The 21,319-nt window shown below is 44.7% G+C and carries 20 protein-coding genes; 17 read left to right on the top strand and 3 right to left on the bottom strand.

Annotation, left to right across the window (positions count from 1 at the left end):
* The first annotated feature begins 23 nt into the window (after nt 1-23).
* The 4 genes from PPM_RS18255 to PPM_RS18240 all read left to right on the top strand — a co-directional run bounded on the left by PPM_RS18255 (nt 24) and on the right by PPM_RS18240 (nt 5,151).
* The gene (locus PPM_RS18255) at nt 24-2,465 is read left to right on the top strand and encodes an AraC family transcriptional regulator (protein ID WP_016324581.1); all 2,442 of its coding nucleotides are present in this window, start codon (nt 24-26) and stop codon (nt 2,463-2,465) included.
* Nucleotides 2,466-2,594: 129 nt separating this feature from the next.
* Nucleotides 2,595-3,602, top strand: coding sequence for a tripartite tricarboxylate transporter substrate binding protein (locus tag PPM_RS18250; RefSeq protein WP_013372257.1), 1,008 nt, complete (start codon nt 2,595-2,597; stop codon nt 3,600-3,602).
* Between the two features lie 48 nt (nt 3,603-3,650).
* Entirely contained in the window at nt 3,651-4,652 is a 1,002-nt protein-coding gene (gene kdgT / locus PPM_RS18245; RefSeq protein ID WP_013372256.1) for a 2-keto-3-deoxygluconate transporter, read from the top strand.
* 145 nt (nt 4,653-4,797) lie between these two features.
* Nucleotides 4,798-5,151 (top strand): hypothetical protein, encoded by a 354-nt coding sequence (locus PPM_RS18240; RefSeq protein WP_013372255.1) that lies wholly within the window; start codon nt 4,798-4,800, stop codon nt 5,149-5,151.
* An 82-nt stretch (nt 5,152-5,233) separates the two neighbouring features.
* Here the strand turns inward: PPM_RS18240 and PPM_RS18235 are convergent, their stop codons facing one another.
* Together PPM_RS18235 and fdhF are read right to left on the bottom strand one after the other, a co-directional pair.
* Nucleotides 5,234-5,716 carry a DUF1641 domain-containing protein gene (locus tag PPM_RS18235; RefSeq protein WP_013372254.1) on the bottom strand — a complete coding sequence of 161 codons (483 nt, stop codon included), beginning with the start codon at nt 5,714-5,716 and terminating at the stop codon, nt 5,234-5,236.
* 12 nt (nt 5,717-5,728) lie between these two features.
* Nucleotides 5,729-8,671 carry a formate dehydrogenase subunit alpha gene (gene fdhF, locus PPM_RS18230; protein ID WP_013372253.1) on the bottom strand — a complete coding sequence of 981 codons (2,943 nt, stop codon included), beginning with the start codon at nt 8,669-8,671 and terminating at the stop codon, nt 5,729-5,731.
* Nucleotides 8,672-9,273: 602 nt separating this feature from the next.
* Between fdhF and moaA the strand changes: the two genes are divergently transcribed.
* The 11 genes from moaA (at nt 9,274) to PPM_RS18175 (ending at nt 17,716) form a co-directional block, all read left to right on the top strand.
* The gene (gene moaA, locus PPM_RS18225) at nt 9,274-10,287 is read left to right on the top strand and encodes a GTP 3',8-cyclase MoaA (protein ID WP_016324579.1); all 1,014 of its coding nucleotides are present in this window, start codon (nt 9,274-9,276) and stop codon (nt 10,285-10,287) included.
* Between the two features lie 40 nt (nt 10,288-10,327).
* Complete coding sequence (gene fdhD, locus PPM_RS18220; RefSeq protein ID WP_013372251.1) at nt 10,328-11,140, top strand: formate dehydrogenase accessory sulfurtransferase FdhD; 813 nt, start codon at nt 10,328-10,330, stop codon at nt 11,138-11,140.
* Between the two features lie 134 nt (nt 11,141-11,274).
* Nucleotides 11,275-11,523: a molybdopterin converting factor subunit 1 gene (gene moaD / locus PPM_RS18215; protein WP_013372250.1), complete on the top strand. Its 249-nt coding sequence runs from the start codon at nt 11,275-11,277 to the stop codon at nt 11,521-11,523.
* A gap of 62 nt (nt 11,524-11,585) precedes the next feature.
* On the top strand, nt 11,586-12,290 hold the full coding sequence (locus tag PPM_RS18210) for a molybdenum cofactor biosynthesis protein (RefSeq protein ID WP_013372249.1): 705 nt from the start codon (nt 11,586-11,588) through the stop codon (nt 12,288-12,290).
* 89 nt (nt 12,291-12,379) lie between these two features.
* Nucleotides 12,380-13,459 (top strand): thiazole biosynthesis adenylyltransferase ThiF, encoded by a 1,080-nt coding sequence (locus PPM_RS18205; RefSeq protein ID WP_013372248.1) that lies wholly within the window; start codon nt 12,380-12,382, stop codon nt 13,457-13,459.
* Nucleotides 13,460-13,533: 74 nt separating this feature from the next.
* On the top strand, nt 13,534-14,349 hold the full coding sequence (modA, locus tag PPM_RS18200) for a molybdate ABC transporter substrate-binding protein (RefSeq protein WP_013372247.1): 816 nt from the start codon (nt 13,534-13,536) through the stop codon (nt 14,347-14,349).
* 27 nt (nt 14,350-14,376) lie between these two features.
* Nucleotides 14,377-15,042 carry a molybdate ABC transporter permease subunit gene (modB, locus tag PPM_RS18195; RefSeq protein ID WP_013372246.1) on the top strand — a complete coding sequence of 222 codons (666 nt, stop codon included), beginning with the start codon at nt 14,377-14,379 and terminating at the stop codon, nt 15,040-15,042.
* A 185-nt stretch (nt 15,043-15,227) separates the two neighbouring features.
* Entirely contained in the window at nt 15,228-15,575 is a 348-nt protein-coding gene (locus PPM_RS18190; RefSeq protein ID WP_013372245.1) for a DUF2294 domain-containing protein, read from the top strand.
* Between the two features lie 105 nt (nt 15,576-15,680).
* Nucleotides 15,681-16,418: a tRNA(His) guanylyltransferase Thg1 family protein gene (locus PPM_RS18185; RefSeq protein WP_013372244.1), complete on the top strand. Its 738-nt coding sequence runs from the start codon at nt 15,681-15,683 to the stop codon at nt 16,416-16,418.
* A gap of 3 nt (nt 16,419-16,421) precedes the next feature.
* Nucleotides 16,422-16,859 (top strand): AAA family ATPase, encoded by a 438-nt coding sequence (locus tag PPM_RS18180; protein ID WP_013372243.1) that lies wholly within the window; start codon nt 16,422-16,424, stop codon nt 16,857-16,859.
* 26 nt (nt 16,860-16,885) lie between these two features.
* Complete coding sequence (locus tag PPM_RS18175; protein ID WP_013372242.1) at nt 16,886-17,716, top strand: hypothetical protein; 831 nt, start codon at nt 16,886-16,888, stop codon at nt 17,714-17,716.
* 37 nt (nt 17,717-17,753) lie between these two features.
* On the opposite strand, the gene PPM_RS18170 is transcribed toward PPM_RS18175, so the two are convergent.
* Nucleotides 17,754-18,242: a hypothetical protein gene (locus PPM_RS18170; protein WP_013372241.1), complete on the bottom strand. Its 489-nt coding sequence runs from the start codon at nt 18,240-18,242 to the stop codon at nt 17,754-17,756.
* 334 nt (nt 18,243-18,576) lie between these two features.
* Between PPM_RS18170 and PPM_RS18165 the strand changes: the two genes are divergently transcribed.
* Both PPM_RS18165 and PPM_RS18160 read left to right on the top strand, forming a co-directional pair.
* A complete protein-coding gene (locus tag PPM_RS18165) occupies nt 18,577-20,043 on the top strand; it encodes an Ig-like domain-containing protein (protein WP_013372240.1) in 1,467 nt (488 codons plus the stop codon).
* A 210-nt stretch (nt 20,044-20,253) separates the two neighbouring features.
* Complete coding sequence (locus tag PPM_RS18160) at nt 20,254-21,132, top strand: hypothetical protein (protein ID WP_013372239.1); 879 nt, start codon at nt 20,254-20,256, stop codon at nt 21,130-21,132.
* Nucleotides 21,133-21,319 lie beyond the last annotated feature (187 nt).

Genomic DNA, 21,319 nt, shown 5'->3' with positions numbered 1-21,319 from the left:
ATCTAATATAGAGTAAGAGGAAGATGGACAACGTAGTCCGGAAGGATGAAGTTACAGGAATGTTGCGACTTAAGCTTCGTTTGATACTGAAAAATAAGCAGACAAGACTGATCCTGCTGCTCACGCTGTGCGTGTCGCTCGTGATCAGCGTGATCGGCTTGCTATCGTATTCAAGATACCGTGAAGGTTTGGATACCGAGCTGAACACACCTAATATAGATTTGTTGCAAATCAATCTGGATGTGACCAATCGGGCTTTCCGTGAGTCGGATAACAAGGCGCTGGATGCGGCTTACCATCCGGATGTAGAGTCTTTTATACGTATTCATACGGACGGAAAGTCGGTATCCAACAAAGCTTCCGTTATAGATCGGCTTCAGAAATATTTGAAAACCCTTTCTTCGAGCGAAGAAATTTATTCGGTTGAAGTCATTTCTTTGGAGAATCATGCTCTCATCTCCAGCAATTATGGTTATTTGCCCGATTGGAACCAGGCACCGGATACAACCTGGGTTCCCTGGATTCAGAACATTCACAAAAAGCCGCTACTGATTAAGCGAAGATGGTATGGCACGGATCAACAGCATGGCACGATAGAACTACTCTCGCTGGCTAGGCCTATAGTAGAGAATGGACAGGTCATCGGTGCAGTGTTAATCAATTTGGATTACGACCGTTTTTTCTCCAAATTGTATATTCATTTATCCAACTCGCAATACGTCTATGATCTGGAGGGTGAGCTGATCTATCCCAAGCTGAGATCGTCCTTACCCTTAAATGAGATGGGCAGGGTTTTGAAAGAGCTGGATGTGAATCCTTACGCTTATGTAGAAATTGGAGATATGGAATACATGGCGAACCAGACCTTCTCCGATGTCACGGGCTGGCGTCTAGTATCCCTCGTACCGATGGACAAGCTACTGAAAAATGTGAAGCTGGCGCGTAATATGATGCTGTGGCTGGCCTTGATCTCTATTCTGGCTGGGTGCTCAGCGGTGTACTATTACAATTATGCCGCTTTTCGCCCCATGAAAAAAATTAATAGTCTCCTGAATTCAGGCAATAAAGGAACACGCCAGGGAGGATTGTATGATCTGGAACCTGTGATTAGCAAGCTGGTTGGAGAATTTCAACGCAAATCATTGGTGGTAGAGCGAAGCTTGCCGGAGCTGCGTTCCAAATATATAGAAGATGTCATCCAGCGTAGAATGGGTGTACAGGAAATGCGTACGAAATGGGAGCAGTATTTTTCTGATTGGGACCGTACTTCTTTGGTTGTTATGGTCGTGTCGATTGATCGGTATTCTATATGGACAGCAAGCTTTCCAGAAGAGGACAAAATGCTGCTCAAATATGCGCTGAACAATATTTTGCTGGAGATGCTTGAGCCTCAGTGGAAAGCAGTCAGTGCGCCGGAGGAGGAGAATGGTCTGGTTGTCCTGCTGCAGCTCAGGGAGAGTGTATATGAAGTTGGAGCAGAGGGAGCAGCCAAAGAGAGAACATGGCTTCGTAAGAGCGTTGACAGGCTAATTCAGGTTGTTGGGGAGTATCTTCCCATGACTATTTCGGTAGGGATCGGCCATAAGGTCACAGATATTCAAGAGGTACGGGCGTCTTTTATACAAGGAAAAGAGGCGCTTAATTTACGTTTATACGAGGGGTATGGACGTTCACATATGAATATGAGCAGCAACATAAATGTGAAATGGGATTGCATAGGGGATGTGCAATCACAGGATCAGGCTCAGGATGCAAGATTACTGGACCATCGGCGTGTGGATCTGATTCGTGCTGTGGAGTCACAGGAGCCTGGTGCAAGTGCAAAGCTAGTCAGCCAGTGGGTAGAAGAACTTCGACACTATAGGACATCTCCAAACCAGGTCTACCTATTTGTTCATGAACTGCTGGAAGATTTGCTAAAATGGTGTGCCACTCAGAGTGTGACACCGCCAGATCAGCTCGCTGATTATCATTGGAATCAGATTCTGACGCTAGACCTTCAAGACATTGAGCTTTTGCTGGCCATTATCTTGAATGATATTGCAGAAAAATGGCATGGACGCCAACAGTCCAAAGATTTTGTACGCGTACAAGAGACGATCGACTATATGGAAAACTATCTGCATTTGAACATCGGGCTTCAGGAAATTGCGGATCATGTTCACATGAGCGTGTCCTCGGTGAGCAGTATGTTCAAGGAGGAAACGGGGACTACCGTTTACGATTATTTGACTGGATTACGTGTCAAAAAGGCATGCGTATTGCTATGTGAAACGCATTTGAAAATTGGTGAAATTGCAGAACAGGTCGGGTACCGAAATGAGAACAGCTTTATTCGTGTATTCCGCAAGTATAAACAAGTGACCCCAGGGAAATTCAGACAAATCAACAAATCTTCTAATGAATATGCAGATCGGTCAAAAGATCGGCGCTTTGGTGAAATCGAAGATAAATACGAGGATTAGGCGATAGATGTGGACCTCCACGGTGCGGTACATTGACTTCATGTAAGCGTGAACAATATGTCTGCAAAGGTTGGAGGTGACAACGGGTGCAAGATGGGCCCAGTTCATTTTTGGAGAAGAGGAAGCGTAATGAAGAAAAAGCCATGGCAAAAATATGTGCTGGTTGCGGCAGGAGTGGCTATGCTTTCTGCCTTGAGTATCAGTGAATATGTGGATCACCGTACCCTGCAGGATCACAGTCGTATATTTCCTGCGAAGCCAGTAACGCTTGTCGTTCCATATGCGGCGGGGGGCGGTACAGATATTACCGCAAGAGCGTTGGCTAAAGCCGCCGAAAAGCATCTCGGGCAGCCGATCATCGTCGTTAATCGAACAGGCGGTGGCGGTTCTGTCGGGCTGATGGAGGGAGCTGAGGCGCAGGCGGACGGTTATACCGTAACGTATCTGGTCGCTGAACTGACTACATTACCACATTTGGGACTGCTACCCATCACCTACGAGCGTTTTAAGCCGCTGCTTCAAACCAATATGGACCCTTCTGCCATTACGGTTCGGGCGGATGCGCCTTGGAAGACAGCGGAGGCATTTCTGGAGGATGCTAGGGTCCATCCAGGCAAGCTGAAAATGGGTAATGCAGGCACAGGAAGCATCTGGCACCTCGCTGCCGCGATGCTGGAGCAGAAAAGCGGAGTCCGCTTTACCCATATTCCTTATGAGGGAGCAGGCCCAGCAGTTTCTGCTTTAATGAGTGGATTCGTGGATGCTGTACCCGTCAGCCCCGCAGAAGTAAAGAAATACGTGGACGATGGGAAGCTTCGCATACTGGCGATCCAAGCAGACACTGTTTCGGAAGCGTTTCCAGAGGTGCCGACACTTCAGCAGGCGACTGGGCTACGTGTCCATTTTATTGGCACTTGGAGAGGGCTGGCTGTACCCAAGGATACACCGAATGAGGTGGCTCGAACGTTAGCGGATGCACTGATCAAGGGGACGAAAGACGAGCAATTCAGGGAGGAAATGCGGAAGCATGGGTTAGGGTTGCGTGTCCAGGATGCAGAGGCATTCGCACGTCAACTGAAGGATAGTCATGATACTTTCGCCAAATTAATTCCTGAACTTGGCTTAAGCCGCAAGTAAAACGGCCTTGTTTTTGCATTGGCAAAAACGAAAGGGTTGAATGAAGTTATGAAAATCAAACAAAATATCGATAAAATTCCTGGGGGCATTATGCTGGTGCCGCTGTTTATTGGCGCACTTTTTCATACGTTTACTCCATGGGCAGGTGACTATTTTGGATCTTTTACCAAGGGATTGATGACCGGTACGGTGCCCATTTTGGCAGTGTGGTTTTTTTGTATGGGTGCTTCCATAGATGTGCGAGCGACAGGCACTGTTTTGCGTAAATCAGGAACGCTCGTATTGACTAAAATCGCGGTCGCCTGGGTCGTGGCGATCATAGCGTCCAGATTGCTGCCTGTTGGCGGCGTAGAAAGTGGGCTATTTGCAGGTTTGTCGGTGCTGGCGCTGATCTCTGCTATGGATATGACGAACGGCGGGCTCTATGCCTCCATTATGCAGCAGTATGGCTCCAAGGAAGAGGCAGGAGCATTTGTGCTGATGTCACTGGAATCGGGCCCGCTGGTGACCATGCTTATTCTAGGTAGTACCGGACTGGCCGTTTTTGAACCGCAAACATTTGTCGGTGCCGTATTACCATTTTTGGTCGGCTTTATGTTGGGCAATCTGGATCATGATTTCCGTAAATATTTTGGAAACGCGACACAGGCTCTGATTCCATTTTTCGGTTTTGCACTGGGGTGTTCCATTGACCTGAGTGTTATTGTTCAGACAGGCGTACTAGGTATTTTGTTGGGTATTTTTGTCATTATCATTACAGGTATTCCGCTGATTCTGGCGGACAAATATATTGGTGGTGGCAATGGTACGGCAGGAATTGCAGCCTCCAGCACAGCAGGTGCAGCGGTAGCCAATCCAGTCATTGTTGCCAATATCAAACCTGAATTTTTGCCTGTTGCACAATCTGCAACAGCATTAGTAGCCGCTTCGGTCATAGTGACCTCTATTTTGGTGCCAATTCTGACGGCATACTGGGCCAATTATATGAAGCGCAAGGGGGAGTCCAAAGGAGCGGGACCTGTAACTCCAGGGGCGAATGTACCTAAATAAAGTTTGAATAATGAGGGCTCAATTCATCGACGTTACCATTACCCGGGAAATGTTGTGTCAGTTACAGTTACACCTTATATCCTGACATGATAAAACTTGTCCTAAAACGCTTCTGCCAACATACATATGTAAGCAGAGGAGCGTGATGGAATTGGAAAACAAGGTGCGTCGCTATTACCAGTTAAAGCAAAAGCAAAAAGAAATTGAAGGCGAACTGGCTGATTTGCGTAATGACATTACCGCTCATTGTGCAGAGCAGGAAGTATCCGATTGGGAAATTGGCAACTACAGAGTCAGGATTGTACAGCAGCACCGCAAGGAATACGATCATGCGAAATTGTATGATGCATTGCCCGATCCTCAACTATGGCGCTTGTTTTCAAAACCAGATTCTTCAAAAATTGCCAGCTTGCTAAAGCTTAAGGTCATCGCAGACGAGCAAATAAAAGATGCGGTTTCTCATAAAACGGTGACGTTGTTGCAAGTGGATAAAAAGTAAATAAAAAGAGCTGTCCCCGTTTACGGAGCCAGCTCTTTTTATTGAATGTGGTTAGTAGTCTTCCAACTATTCATCTATTAAGCTATTGATCAGACAAACCTTTTCCCATGCCTTTGAGAAAATGAATACCGAACCCCATTGCCCGGTTTACATCCGGGTCATTCATGGCCTTCATAAGATCACGCAGCCGCGTCTTTTTATTCTGCTTTAGATGCTCTTCGGCTTCATTCAAACCTGTAGTGACGCTGTTTGCCAGTTTTTTCATCAGCCCGGGGTCTACCTCGGACAGCATCCCTGCTGCACCCATCAGATTATTGATCATGTTCGTCACAGGCTTGCGCGTCGCTTGTCCTACAGCGATTTTGGCGATGGTTTCTTTGGCTTTTAGCATAGACTGGGCTGCTTCGAGAAGACCGCTGTCGTGCAGCTCCCGTACAATTTCAAGTGTCTTCTGCAATGCTGCCCCATTGTCCGCCAGATCGGCAGTCAGTTGATCCAGGGATTGTTTTTGCCGTTCTTCTGCTGTCAAAATACGTTTTCTCACAATTGAAATAGGCTTAGCCATGGTTTGACCTCCTTATTTTTGATCTACCAAATCGACGTAACCGGGACGATTCCACTTACGGTTCACTTCAACCCCATTTTGCGGATGCCGCTTTTTATAACGTGGATTGATACGAGGCAGTGGATTCTGACCATCGATCTCCAAAATTTGCATCCGTACTTTGGTTTGTTTATAGGCTGGTGTACGGGTGATGACATCAAATGCTCCACCAGTTAATAGATTGACAGCACCCTCATGGCTGGTAGAGTGCATTGGCACATAAATTTCAGTTCCCTGTACCCGGTCCGTCACCAGAACACGTAGCTTGACCGCACCATAGGGAGATTCCAGCCGAACCAGCGATCCGTCTGTAACTCCACGCTCCTCAGCCAACTCAGGGGAAACTTCCACAAATACTTTTGGAAGTTTGAGCTGAAGGCCTGTTGACTTTGTCGTCATATTTCCTTCATGAAATTGTTCGAGCAGTCGACCATTATTTAAGGTCAGATCGAATTCAGCGGGGTACTCTTTTGGTGGTACATATTCGAAAAGTCCCAAGCGTGCTTTTTTATCTGGAAAGTTAAAGCCGTTGGTATGCAGAAGCGGTGTGTTACTACCATCCGGCGATCCCCAATGGAAGCTGTTCCAGCCTTCCAATACGTCATAATTACATTGGGAGAAAAATGGAGTGAGCGCCGCCATTTCCTCAAAAATTTCACTCGGATGACTGTAATCCCAATCAAATCCCATGTGCTTGGCAAATTGGCTGAAAATCCACCAATCCGGTTTGCTGTCTCCTACAGGGCGGAGCGCCTCGTATAAACGCTGTACGCGACGTTCGGTGTTTGTGAAGGTTCCGTCTTTTTCGAGTGAAGGTACGGCTGGCAAAATGACATCAGCGAATTCAGCTGTCTTGCTCAGAAATACATCCTGAACGACAAGGAAATCCAAATTCGCCAGCATTTCTTGGGTATGGTTGGAGTCCGCATCCACCCATGCCATTTCTTCTCCAGCGATATACATACCTTTGAGCTTACCCGTCTCAATGGCTTCCAGCATTTGAATGTTGTCCAGTCCGCGTTGGCTTGGAATTTGTACGCCGTAGGCCGCTTCGAACTTGGAACGAATGGCATCGTTCGTTACGGGCTGATAGCCAGGGAAAATATCTGGCATCGTACCCATATCGGCAGCGCCCTGCACATTGTTATGACCACGAAGCGGATATGCGCCTGCACCCGGACGCATAAAGTTGCCAGTCACCAGCAGCAGGTTGGCAATTGCAATCGAAGTGTAGGAGCCTGCGATGTTTTGTGTCACGCCCATACCCCAGCAAATGGCCGTGCCATCCGCTTCGTGAATCATGGTTGCTACCTGAATCAGCGTCTCTTTGGAAATGCCAGTTTCCTGTTCGGCGAATTCCAAGGTGAAGTTCTCCAGCAATTTCAAATATTCAGGATAGAAATTTACATGTTCCTCAATGAATTTAGCATCATGCCAGTTTTGCTCAATGATGTATTTGGCTACAGCGGATAACCATACATAATCCGTACCTTGCTTCGGACGCATGAACAGATCTGCGCGTTCTGCCATTTCATGTTTGCGCAGGTCCACCGAGATCAGCTTTTGACCATGCAGCTTATGCGCACGTTTGATGCGGGTAGCCAGCACAGGATGTCCTTCTCCCGGCGCACAGCCGACCAGTATGACCAAACCTGCTGAGGCAATGTCTTTAATCGTACCGCTGTCTCCGCCGATGCCTCCGGTGTATTGTAGACCCCATGATGCAGGAGATTGGCAATACCGTGAGCAGTTATCAACGTTATTCGTTTGGAACACCTGACGAGCCAGCTTTTGCATCAGATAATTTTCTTCAATGGTAAATTTGGACGAAGAAATAAAGCCGAGTGCCTCGCCGCCGTAGGTTTCTTTGATCGCTCCCATTTTGCTGGCCATCAGGCTCAAGGCTTCTTCCCAGGTTGCTTCCACGAATTCGTCTCCTTGACGAATTAAAGGCGAGGTCAAACGCTGATCGCTATTCACAAAATCCCAACCGAATTTCCCTTTGACGCATGTCGAAATGCCGTTAACAGGCCCCTCAGAGGTAGGTTGTACCTTCAAAATTTTGCGGCCTTTGGTCCAAACTTCAAAGCTGCAACCTACACCACAAAACGTGCAGACGGTTTTTGTTTTTTTCGTACGGGTTTCACGCATCGCTGCTTCAGCTTCCGAAATTGCAAAAATACCGCTGTAGCCTGGCTCCACTTCCTTAATTAGATCAACCATTGGATTTAATAAATCCTTATTTATGCCGCTCATGAAGCCGGCCTCTCCCAGCATGGACTTTTCCATCAAGGCGTTACATGGGCAGACCGTTACACACTGACCGCAGCTGACGCAGGAGGAATCGTTAATTGCAACTCCTTCATCCCAGATCACGCGAGGGCGTTCAGCCTCCCAGTCGAGGGACAGTGTTTCATTGACCTGAAGGTTCTGACATACCTCTACGCATTGGCCGCATGCAATACATTGATTGGGATCATAACGGTAAAAAGGGTGGGACATATCCACTTCTGTGGGATCAACCTTCGGTCGATATGGATATTTTTGATGTTCAATTTCCATAAGCTCTGCGGTGTTATGCAGTTTACAATTACCGTTGTTGTTATCGCACACTGTACAGTAGAGGAGGTGATTTTCCAGCAAACGATCCATAGCCTCGGTTTGAGCTGCTTTTGCGCGATCTGAATGTAGATGAATATTCATTCCATTCGTAGCAAGTGTTGAACAGGAGCGTACAAGCTTTCCGTCTACTTCCACGATACATGTGTCACAGGTGCGGATCGGATCCACTTCGGGAACGTAACACAGTTGGGGATGGGCAATATTGTTTTCGTTGATTACTTCAAGAATGGTTGCACTGCTATTCGTTTTCAGTTCCTGTCCGTTTAATGTAATTTTGATCGTACTATCCGTCACGGTTCAGGCTCCTTTCAGATTTTGAATTTTAAAATTGGGAACAAAAAAACTCCACCATAAACACAAGTGCTCGTGTTTAAGCACTTGTGTTTATGGTGGAGTAGTGACCAAGCTCTAGGTCCTGGAGGCCAATCCGCCATAGAAGTATGTATTAATACCAGACAGTACGCACCGTCTGTATATCAATAAATTGAATATGTCATTTTCTGCATGTCATCTGGTGTAACTATAGCGTAAAATTTAAGATAGTTCAACGGTGATTTATTAAAATTTTTAATCGATAATGATTATCAATTGAGAAAGCGAAAAATCATTGACAAACGTTCCAGGATTGCTAACAATAGGAATGTATCTATTTGAGAGCATTCGTGAATGGAGTGTACGTGAGAATCGCGTATATTTTATTTGGCGCAGCGCTTGTTAGTTTGATTTTTCTATATCACATGATGTGAGGATTCGTAAAATCCTGATGTAGATAAATTAACCGGCATTTAGCAGATTCTTCGGTATTCATAAGCGAAGAAGTTGTTGTGATGCCGGTTTTTTGGTTCAGTTTAGAGTTTAAAGAGGTTTATTAATGAAGACGGATTGAGGTGAACGGGATGGCGAACCGCAGCGACGATCAATGGAATCGTCCGTTACGGGACTTGAGAATATCCGTCATAGACCGATGTAATTTTCGGTGCCGATATTGTATGCCTGAAGAAATATTTGGCCATGACTATCCGTTTTTGCCAAAAGAAAAAATATTGACCTTTGCGGAAATTACCCGCCTTTCTCGTATCTTTGTCTCGCTGGGTGTTACAAAGCTGCGCATTACTGGGGGTGAGCCGTTGCTGAGGAAAGATTTGTCCTCGCTCATTCATTCGCTAACTCAACTCGATGGGGTCGAAGATATTGCCATGACGACAAACGGTGTCTTTTTGCCTAAATATGCAGCGTCACTACGGGAGGCGGGGCTGAAGAGAGTGACAGTTAGTCTGGATTCGCTTGATGATGATCGATTCCGCCGAATGAACGGGGGGAGAAGCAGTGTAAAGGCGGTGCTGGAAGGTATTGAGGCTGCAGCTCAAGCGGGAATGCAGGTGAAAATAAATATGGTCGTGCAAAAGGGCTTTAACGATCAGGATATCGTGCCCATGGCCGACTATTTTCAAAAGAAAAAGCATATTTTGCGCTTTGTTGAATTTATGGATGTAGGCAACACCAATGGCTGGAAATTGGATCAGGTTGTTTCCAAGCAACAGATCATCGAAACGATCCACGAGCACATGCCGTTAGAACCTGTTCCACCCCAATACAAAGGTGAGGTAGCGACGCGCTATAGGTATCTGGACAGAGACGGGGAAATCGGCATTATTTCATCCGTTACGGACGCTTTCTGCTCCACATGTACACGGGCGAGAATTTCTGCTGAGGGCTCCTTGTACACATGCCTGTTTGCGTCTAAAGGGTACAAGCTTCGCACGATGCTGCGGTCCGAGCAATCCGATGATGAGATTAGATCTTACATTGAGCGTGTATGGAGAGGACGTACCGACCGCTATTCAGAGGAACGGTTGACTCATACAAAGCAAGCATCGTCCAAAATTGAAATGTCACATATCGGCGGGTGAACCAAAGAGCCAGCCTGTCAGAAACAAGGGAGTTGAGCACATGGAAAAGCCGGCTGAGGTAAAACGCGAGATCCTACGTTACCGGGACGGTCAAATCAAGCGTTTTGAAGACACAGTGGTGACGGAGTATCCGGTGACCATTAAAATCAATCAGCAGGAATTTGCCACCATGGTTTGTACACCAGAGTATGTAGAGGATATGGCAGTAGGCTTTTTGGCCTCTGAAGGCGTCATTCAACGGTATGATGATATCGAAGATATTTGGGTTCAGGAAAAAGAAGGATTTGTTCATATTAAAACCCGTCGGATGAATGAGTTTTATCAAAACTTTCATTCCAAACGATACATTACCTCCTGCTGCGGAAAAAGTAGACAGGGATTTTACTTTATAAATGATGCCAAAGTGGCAAAAAGAATGAATGATGCTCATGTTACGGTATCTTTCGATGACTGTTTTCGGCTGATGAATTTGATGCAAACCTCGGCACATACGTTTCAGGAGACTGGTGGCGTTCACAATGCTGCGCTGTGTGATAAAGACGGAATAATCCTGTCCAGAATGGATATCGGCCGACACAATGCGCTCGATAAAATCTATGGGTACTGCCTAAAGCATGATATTATATTACAAGATAAAATCATCGTATTCAGTGGGCGCATCTCGTCTGAAATTTTGTTGAAGGTTGCGAAAATTGGTTGTGAGGTTGTTTTGTCCAAGTCAGCTCCCACAGAGCTTGCACTTGAATTGGCAGAGGATCTCGGGATTACTACCGTAGGTTTTATACGAAGTCGTTCTTTGAACGTGTACACGCACACGGAGCGGATTGATGAACTGGTAGAATCTAAAATATAATATAAAAAATAATCAATGTAGACCATCATCGTTAACCAGCATGGAATAAAACCTTTCGAGGTATTAGTTCATGTTGGTTTTTCTTGGTGTATATGCGATGGTCATTCTTGTACTGAAAGGGGGGAACCTACTTAATGAACTATCATATTCAAGTATTTGCCGGACTTGCAGAACTGATGGGAAAGCCTATGATCACGGTGTCTGCTGATCAGGAAACGATGACCGTCAGCGAATTAAAAGACTTGCTGTCCAAATATTTTCCTGAAGCAGCGGCCCAGTTGCAGGGGGCTTTTGTTGCCAGAAATCAGGCCTACGCCGCTCCTGAGGATCTGGTTAGTATACATGATGAGATTGCGATTATTCCTCCGGTTTCAGGAGGATGAGTTTCAATAACAGATTAGGTGAATTCGATAGATAGGGTGTATTAAAGGGGGGCGGGTGCATAATGCAATATCATATTCAATTATTCGCAGGTATGGCGGAACAATTTGGTGACGTGATCACTATGGAACTTTCACAGGAAACGGTGACCATTGCAGACATTCGAACAAGGCTGAATGAGCTGTACCCGGAGATAGCTTCACAACTGTCAGGTTCTTTTTTTACCCATCATAAGAAGTTGGCTTCTCCAGATGAACTTGTGCTTCCATCAGACGCAATTGCTCTTCATCAGTCAGCACCCGGAATGGAGACAGTCGTTTCAAAATGTGGCTTATACGCTATTACCTACGATCCGATTGATGCTGATGAGGTAACCTCCAAGGTACACGACCCTTCACATGGGGCTTCATTGACCTTTAATGGTACGACTCGGGAATTTACACAAGGTCAGCGAACGGTGCTGCTTGAATATGAAGCATATGTGCCGATGGCCATGAACACGATGAAGCAGATAGGTGACGAAATTGCAGATCGTTGGCCGTCAACGCGCACTGCTATTACACATCGGCTTGGTACGGTAAGGATTGGAGAGACCAGCGTCGTGATTGCTGTTTCTGCTGCGCACCGTGATGCTTGCTACGAGGCCAGTCGCCATGCCATTGAACGCTTGAAGCAAATCGTACCGATTTGGAAAAAGGAAGTGTGGGAGGACGGCTCGGAGTGGAAGGGGCACCAGCTAGGTGGCTGGAATCCTCATAACACCCCATAACTTCGAGTTAGGCGGGACATCTGGACTTTTATCTTGTCTGATCAACTTGCAGCAATTAATGGATAAGAAGTATGGGGGCGTAAATTAACATGTCTGAAATGAAAAAGGACCCAATAACGGATGCTGATGCAAAAGCACACACGCAGGCGTCTCACGCCCGATATTCAAGGCAGGAATTATTCGGAAAAATCGGGCCGACAGGACAAAAAAATATCCGCAGCAAGCATGTATTAATGGTAGGTGCTGGAGCACTGGGAACTGCGAACGCGGACATGCTGGTGCGAGCGGGCATCGGACGGTTGACGTTGGTAGACCGAGATTATGTAGACTGGAGCAACCTGCAACGCCAGCAGCTCTACGACGAAGCGGATGCCCATGAACAGATACCCAAGGCAGTGGCCGCCCAGAGGCGATTGCAGCAAATCAATTCGGACGTGGACATCCGTGCGCTAGTCCAAGATGTATCACTGGAGGAAATCGGCGATATTGCCGCAGGGGTGGACCTCATCGTAGATGCCACTGATAATTTCGATACACGTCTGCTTTTGAACGATTACGCTGTAAAGCACCAAATCCCCTGGATTTATGGAGCGTGTGTTGGTAGCTACGGGACAACCTTTACGATCGTTCCAGGACAGACACCCTGTCTGCATTGTCTGCTCGGAACTGTACCGCTCGGCGGTGCCACCTGTGATACGGTCGGTATCATTAGTCCAGCTGTACAAATGGTGGCAGCTTACCAAAGTGCCGAAGCATTGAAGCTGCTGACTGGGGACAATTCAGCCTTACAAGGCAAGCTGATTTCCTTCGATCTATGGAATAATCAACATCAGGCGATCCAGATCAGCGCCATGAAAAAAATAGATTGTCCGACGTGTGGTGAGCATCCAGTGTATCCATTTCTACAATCGGAGCATCAGGCTAAAACGGCTGTACTGTGCGGACGTGATACGGTTCAGATTCGACCAGTCACGGGTGCTGTACGTGATCTGAACGAAGCGGCACGCCTGCTATCCCGCCAAGGGGGCAAAGTGGAGCATAATCCATATCTAGTATCCGTTGTCATTGGAGCGCATCGGTTGGTTCTTTTTCAGGATGGACGTGTTCTGATCCATGGCACCAAGGATATCGCCGAGGCAAGATCTATTTATCACAAATATTTGGGTTGACCCAATAGATTTGGACCGTTATGAGATTGCATTGTCAACTCATTTCGGAATTTAGAGGACAGGGGAAAAACAAATTGAAAAAGAGATTCGGGTACATATTCACGTTTGTTGGATTGTTGGCATGGGTTCTGGCTGGGTGTTCGTCTCCGGCTGCTGTACAGTCGACACCGTCCGCACCCAAAACAGAGTTGATTGTATCTGCCGCTGCGAGTCTTCAAGATAGTCTGAATACGCTCAAGGATCAATATGAAAAGCAGCACCCAGATATCAAGCTTACCTTTAACTATGCTTCATCCGGTACTTTACAAAAACAAATTGAGCAGGGTGCACCCGCTGACGTATTTATATCGGCAGGCATGAAGCAAATGAAGGTTTTAACCGATGTTTCATTAGTGGAAAAAGATAGCGTACTGCTTCAAAATAAACTGGTTGTGGTTGTTCCGCAAGATAAGGCGAACAGCACGGATAACAAAAGTATTACACTCAATGATCTGACAAATCCTTCTTTCCTAAAGCTTGCTGTTGGGGAGCCTACTACCGTTCCAGCCGGACAATATTCCAAAGAATCGCTGACAAAGGCCGGATTGTGGGACAAGCTGGAACCGAAGATGGTATTCGCCAAAGACGTAAGACAGGTATTAAACTATGTTGAAACAGGTAATGCCGATGCTGGACTCGTTTATTTGACAGATGCCAAATCATCCGATAAAACAGTCGTAGCACTAGAAGTACCTGAGGAATTGCATGCACCTATCCTGTATCCAGAAGGTATTGTAAAAGCAACCAAACACAGCAAGGAAGCAGGCGAGTTTGTCGATTTTCTGCGTACAGATGAAGCCATGAGCGTATTCAGTAAAGATGGATTTTCAGCTCCAACAGAAAAGAAATAGAATTCACAGATAAAGGAGGGGGTCCCGTTGGATTGGTCGGCTTTTCTTCCTCCGGTTATCGTATCTGTCAAAGTCGCTGTCGTTGCCAGCATTATTGTCTTTTTATTAGCAACTGTGGTAGCTCGGATGATGGCGAACTGCAAGCTGCGGAGAGGAATCAGTGTGATTGAGACCGTTCTACTTCTTCCACTTGTTTTGCCTCCCACTGTTGTCGGCTTTATATTGCTCATCTTGCTGGGAAGGAAAAGCTGGATTGGCACTGCCTTTGAAAGCCTGTTCCAGCAGACCATTGTATTTACGTGGGGAGCCGCAGTGGTGGCGGCCGTAGTTGTTGCTTTTCCACTGGCTTATCGGACGATCAAAGCAGGTTTTGAAGCTGTAGAACCCGAAGTAGAGCAGGCTGCACGTGCGCAAGGTGCCAACGAATGGCAAGTGTTTCGCCATATTACGATGCCCCTTGCCTACCGACCGCTTATTTCAGGGTACATTCTCGGATTTGCCCGAGGGTTAGGGGAATTTGGTGCTACACTGATGCTTGCGGGTAATATTCCTGAACAGACTCAAACCCTGCCTACGGCGATTTACACCGCGTCCGAGGTCGGAAATATGACACTCTCCTGGAGCTGGGTAGCCGTCATTATCCTATTCTCTTTTATCATGTTGATGCTATCGAATCGACTGGTGAAGGACTAGTCCGTTTGGATTCAGTAATATACGCAGTCTGTCCGATCGGGCGGGCTGCGTTTTCTTTTCTATGACGTTCAATGGTAAGCATGTTCCAAGAATCACTTTCGCTTCATCTCTGTTTTATATGATAGGAATCGGTTATGATGGAAATAGTAACAAGGATTTTAGTAGATTTAGGAGAGCGGTGCGATATGAGAAAGGAAACGGGTTTTAACGAAATTATTCGAAAAGTACGTAAAGAGCTATTTGGAAAAGGCCCGGAACGCATACATACAACCTTTGTAGATAATATGGCCATCACAATGCTATACGGCAATTTAACCCCATCTGAAAAATTTCTTGCACAAGAGGTTGCAGGAAGAGAGATGGTGCATGCAGCTCGAACCAAAATGGTACAAAAAATCTATCCTGTACAGTTCAATAAAGAACTGGAGGAGTATATGGATTCCCGCTTACTGCATCTTTTTTCAGATATTAAAGTGGAGGAGGATATAGCCATCTCCGTTTTTGTGTTCGAGGATAATATTGCTGTGAAATAAAAAGAAATTGGAACCCACAATATCCATATTGTTGGAGAGTTCGGCTGCACCTTTGATTGATTTCGATGTTTGGATGCAATGAAAAGTGAAGGAGCTACATAGTTTATGAAAAAAGATGATTTTGGAAATAGAATGAAGGAATATGAAAATGCTTATAGATTAAGTCTGCCCCGCCGTTTACCCGTAATTATCAGAATCGATGGTGCTCATTTTCATACTTTTACACGTGGGATGACGAAACCTTTTGATGAAAAGTTAATCTTTGCATTATGGGAGACGTGCAAATATTTGGCTTATAATATTATGGGCTGTAAACTGGTGTACCATCAGAGTGATGAAATCTCTCTGCTTCTTACGAATTATGACAAATTAACGACACAATCATGGTTTGAAAATAATCTTCAAAAGATGGTGTCTATATCTGCCTCTTTGGCTACTGCCAAATTTAATGAGGAAATCCAGAAAGTTTATCCGGATAAGCCTCTAGCCACTTTTGATGCAAGAGCATGGGTTTTGCCTCACGATGAGGTTGCCAACTACTTTCTATGGAGACAACAAGATGCTACTAAAAACAGCATTTCTATGGTAGCTCAAGCTTATTTTAAGCATTCAGAACTACAAGGATTGAACGGAAGTCAGCTCCAAGACAAGCTTTTTGTGGAAAAAGGACTGAACTGGAACGACCTTCCGGTCTGGCAAAAGCGGGGAATCTGTATTACCAAACAACAGTATAACAAAGGAGAAGCCGTCAGAAGCAAGTGGGATGTTGATCATGACACGCCAATCTTTTCACAAAATAGAGATTATATTAACCAATATGTATATCTGAACAAGGATGTGTGAGGTTTGGAGTGTGTCATTTTTATAGGAATTCAGGCTTCGGGCAAATCGACTTTTTATAAAGAACGATTCTTCAAAACACATATGCGAATAAATCTTGATATGCTTAAAACACGAAATAGGGAAAATATGTACCTTCAGACCTCCATCGAAACGATGCAGCGTTTTGTAGTGGACAATACAAATCCCACAGTCGAAGAACGAAAGAAATATATAGATGCTTGTAAAAACAAGGGATTTAAAATCATTGGCTACTACTTTGAACCTGATTATGCTGAATCTATTAAGCGTAATGAGCAGCGCACAGGCAAAGAGTATATTCCTGAAATCGGTATTAAAAGTGTAATGAGTAAACTAGAGGTCCCAAGTTACGAAGAAGGATTTGATGAAATTTACAGCGTGATTTCGAGTGAGGGGACGTTTCGGATCGAAAAGCAACCATAGAACCGTATAATTTAGGAGGAGCATCTATGAACATACCAGAGAGATTTATCAAACGTTTTCCAGCATACGAGGACGTATTTGCCAGCGATCTTGAACATCACCGCAAACACTTTCTGCCAATTTGCTCGATTAATCTCCAATTTTTATTTCCAGAGCAGGACGAGTGGCTTCATTTTGTTTCCGTAAAAGAAATCCACGAAGGCTGTGTGGGTGAAAATACTCAGCAATTTCATACCTTATATACCAAGGAAGATATGCTGGGATTCGATGTAATTGACGGCAAATACAAATTCGAAGCAGACTGGAATTATTTTAGTCTTCATCAGAAAGCGCAGCTGGAAGCTACCTATGAAGCGCTGAAATCTACCGGGGATAAAGCGTACCTACGTATGAAGAGAGAAGTCATGGCGTTGGACGGACTGGAGCAGGTGTACACAGCTAATGAACAAGATTACGAAGCTCGCAAAGCATTTTTCTTAGAAAATAATAAAATCTATCCTTATTCCTCCTTTGGAGAGGCCAAAAAGTCTGTGGAAGAGCTCACCCACGATTTTGAGGAAAAGCAATCCAGTGGTTGGGGGCTAAGCTTTCCCGAAGTCAACGGTATTCTGGATGATATTGCATTTCAGTCTGATGAGGCTCAAAGCTACATCAAGGAATATGACGAATCCTTGGAAGAGATGCTTAAGTTCGAGCAAACTAACTTGCTTCATGTGCCTAAACGTACCAATGGTGAGACATTTACATATATCGGTTCTTTCACCGGGTATTATTTTCAAGCGTTTGGAGCTGATACGGTTTACTTATTTTATGATCGAGAATTAAAGAAAGCGGTAATTTGCTTCGAGTATTCCTAGGATATAGAAAAAGCTCCCCAGACGGGAGCTTTAAAATTTATTTCTTATTGATCTTCACGTCGTGCTCTTTAGCAAGTGTGTTAACCTGTTCACCAAAATCTCTGAATAGCTTTTTACCCTCGCTTAGCTTGGTATTACCCTCATTAATTAAGTTCAGATCCCCTTTTTCCAACGCATCGACCATCGTAATGAGTGCTTCCTTTTGAGTGCTAACTGCCTTGATGTAGGTTTCGTGGACAGCTCGTACCTCAGGAGTTTCCGTCTTTACTGCCTCAACCTTATCCAGGTATTTGGTGTATTCTGGGATAATATCATCTCGTAACGTATTATATAGTGTTTCATCATCTGTGAAGTTATCCCCGGTCACGGATTCATATTTTTCAGTTACTGCTTTTTCATCTTGTGCTAACGGAAGCATTCCGTCATTCACATAGGTAATTAAATCTTTTTTTACTGGATCGGTAGAGCAAGCTGACAAAATTGAAAAGCAACACAATACTAGCATAAATACGGTGAGTTTTTTCATCTGTATTCCCCTTTTTTATGTATGTTTATGGGTAATTCGACGCTCATATAGGCTAAAAGTACTACCCATATCTATTTATTATATCGTATAAACAAGAGATTGGTAGGGTTTTTATGGTAAAATAGTGTCTAAAATAAGTTTATTGTCCCAGAATTATCATATAATCTATTGACTCTAGGGGTTTCTATTTTAGGGAATGAAGACTAAAAAATATTTACACAATATATTCCATTAGAACCAAGAATGTTTTATGATAGAGACAACAGCCTAGAATTGCCCTGGTTCTCCAGGGTATAGCGGGAATTCCTTAAACCATTTGAGAGGGGATTTCAGTATGAAGAGGTTCAGAAAGGCTATTTCAGTTATGCTAAGCTTGATGCTCCTGTTTGCTTTTGGGATGACTGCAAACGCGAGTCAAGGTACAGAGTTGAACAAGGAGAAACAAGCTATTGAAGCTGATTCCAGTTTTCAGCTAACAACGAACAACGAAGATGTTATTGAGCGTTTAACCCGGGTGGACAAGCCTGAAGGTATTACATCCTCCGTTTATAACATGCAGGAAAATATCAATTTCAAAGCACCAGAGACATTCTCTTTGAAAAGGGAGACCCTTCCTTCCCTGAAAGCTAGTCCAACGGCAGCCACAGCTTCTTCTGCTACGTATTCAGGTACAATTACGGAAGAGGGAGGCACGCAGTTTTTATATCCGATTTATGTGAAGCCAGGTGAATTGTTGCAGGCACAGTTGGATGGTCCATTTTCAGAGCAGCTTGACTATGACTTATACTTGTACGAATTTGATATGACAACAGGGGATATCAACCCCAATGCTATTGACGCCTCCACCTATGGAACCTATTTTAACAAGTATGAACAGGGATCGGCATCACTTCCTGAAAACGTAGGAAGCCGCAATGCTACCGGATCTGAGAAAGCTTACGCAGTTGCAGTCCATTCCAAAAAGGGATCGAGCATAAATGATCCTTTCTATTTAACCGTGGATGTAAACTCCCAATATGATGCCTATGAACCGGATGAGAGTGCTTTTCATGCCTATAACTTTACATTTAGTACAGGGGGATCTACCCTTAATTCACGCTCCATTCATTCAGGAATTGACAATGATTGGTATCAAATCACAATTCCTGCGAATCGCAATTATGATGGTTTGAATGTCAAACTGGACAGCACTTCGGAAAGCTACGGTTACAAAGCGGAAGTTTATGGGGCTCTTAGTGGCAACCAAATGGCGCTTCTGCCGCAAACCAATCATAATGTCACTTTGAATACGGGAACCTACTATGTGCGAGTGTACACCACAAACCAGTATTCACCCGACCATTTATATGCACTCACACTTAAACCAGTACTTCGGGCTGGAAAAATTGTAATTAACGGTTATGACTCTAAAAACGGTCCGAATGACTATCCATCCTACTCTTACGGTCGCCATTATCGGGTTAATGGAAACACCAGCCTGACTGTAAAGGGTGTTGTTACTACAACGGATAATTATCCAGTAGCAAATGCACCAGTTAATGTGACATGGTTGAACCAGAACTGGACTGAAAGCAGCGGGAATCGAACTCGTACAGGTACTGGTTATACGGATCAAAATGGAGCCTTTAGTGTGACCCTTTCCCTGCCGCATTCTACGGGAAGTATTGCAGAATACTTGTCTGGTCCCATAAGCTTTACACATTACTATGATCTTTCAGGTGTAGCTGCCCAGGTGTCAGGTACTTCACTTACAGCTACAGATATTGTATATCACTTTGCTTATAGCATTTATGGCGGTTGATGTACTGTTCTATTAAGCAGTGACAGCGTCAGCTTGTTTGTTTAACAATTCACATTCAGAGTCAGGAGCTTGCTTCAAAAATTGTTCATTTTTAGGACAAAGCATATATTCATTCCATATATGCTTTGTCCGATATATATAGCGACAGGGTTACATAGATTGTACATACGCCTTAGATTGCCTGTTACAAACATGACAGGAGGAAATAGGATGAATTTTGAACCTCTTAGAGCACAACAAGCGGTTCTTAGCTCTGGTAGCTTACGGATAGACCCGGCAAGCAAGCAAGTTCTATCCCCCCAGCTACATGAAGAAAAACTCTCCAGGTTCGTCGTTCAGGACACTGTGGAGATTAGTGAAGCTGGCAGAAAGCTGGCTGAAGGGGCCATCGTGTCGCATGCTGCCAAGTATTTTGGCACAACACAGATCAATGATGCATTAAACCGAGTTTTGGAAGATCAGCCGGAAGAAGTGTCCAATGCAGTATACAACATGATTCAATCCAATTTTATCGTCGACGGAACGGTAACGGATGAGAAGCAGCGCGCGGTGCTGCTGGAAATGGGAGTTTCCCAATCCAAGTATATTGCAGATCGTTACATGGAAGGCGATAAAGCCAAGGAATTTATGAAAACCATGAACCAGATAGCTGGTATTGCCTTGACACGAACTATGGATTCAGAGACCGGGGATATTAGCTACACGACTCCAGCAGATCGTCCGATAGGTGCCCCTGAGGATTACGTTAAACTATCGGAAGTGATGAAACAGGTAGATCCTCAAAAATATACTGCGTTCATGAATGACATCAAAGGTGGAGGAAATGGATTAAGCCAGCTGTTGAGTTTTGCACAAAAGGTTCCTCAAAACCCCGATTGGATTAATAAATACAAAGAGCGTACAGAACAGACTGAAGAGCTGTTAAATAAACCACAATTAACGAATCAGTTTGACAAAGCGGATACATCCTCAGCTTCTGCGTTTATGAACAGTATGCAAAATCTTCTTAAGGAATCTTCTCCTGCTCAGGACTCTTACATGCAGAATATGCGGGGATTTTTTCGAAACTTGGGTGTTCAGGTTGATTAAAACTTCAAAACGATCGCTGAGATGAGAAATTCGAGAATTTATTACAGTTCATTTTGCTGTTCTGTTTACATCCTGCTTGGAACGAAGTATAATAGCTTCAAAACATACTCGTGAACTTGAGGAAGCACCTCAAACTCAGGCATTATTGCCTTGGTTTGGGGTGCTTTTTCTATTTTAGTCAAAGCGA

It is taken from the genome of Paenibacillus polymyxa M1 (assembly GCF_000237325.1).
In the GTDB taxonomy this organism is placed as follows: Bacteria; Bacillota; Bacilli; order Paenibacillales; family Paenibacillaceae; genus Paenibacillus; species Paenibacillus polymyxa_C.
Note: the sequence above shows the minus strand (reverse complement) of the source record. Positions and strands in the feature narration are given on the sequence as shown.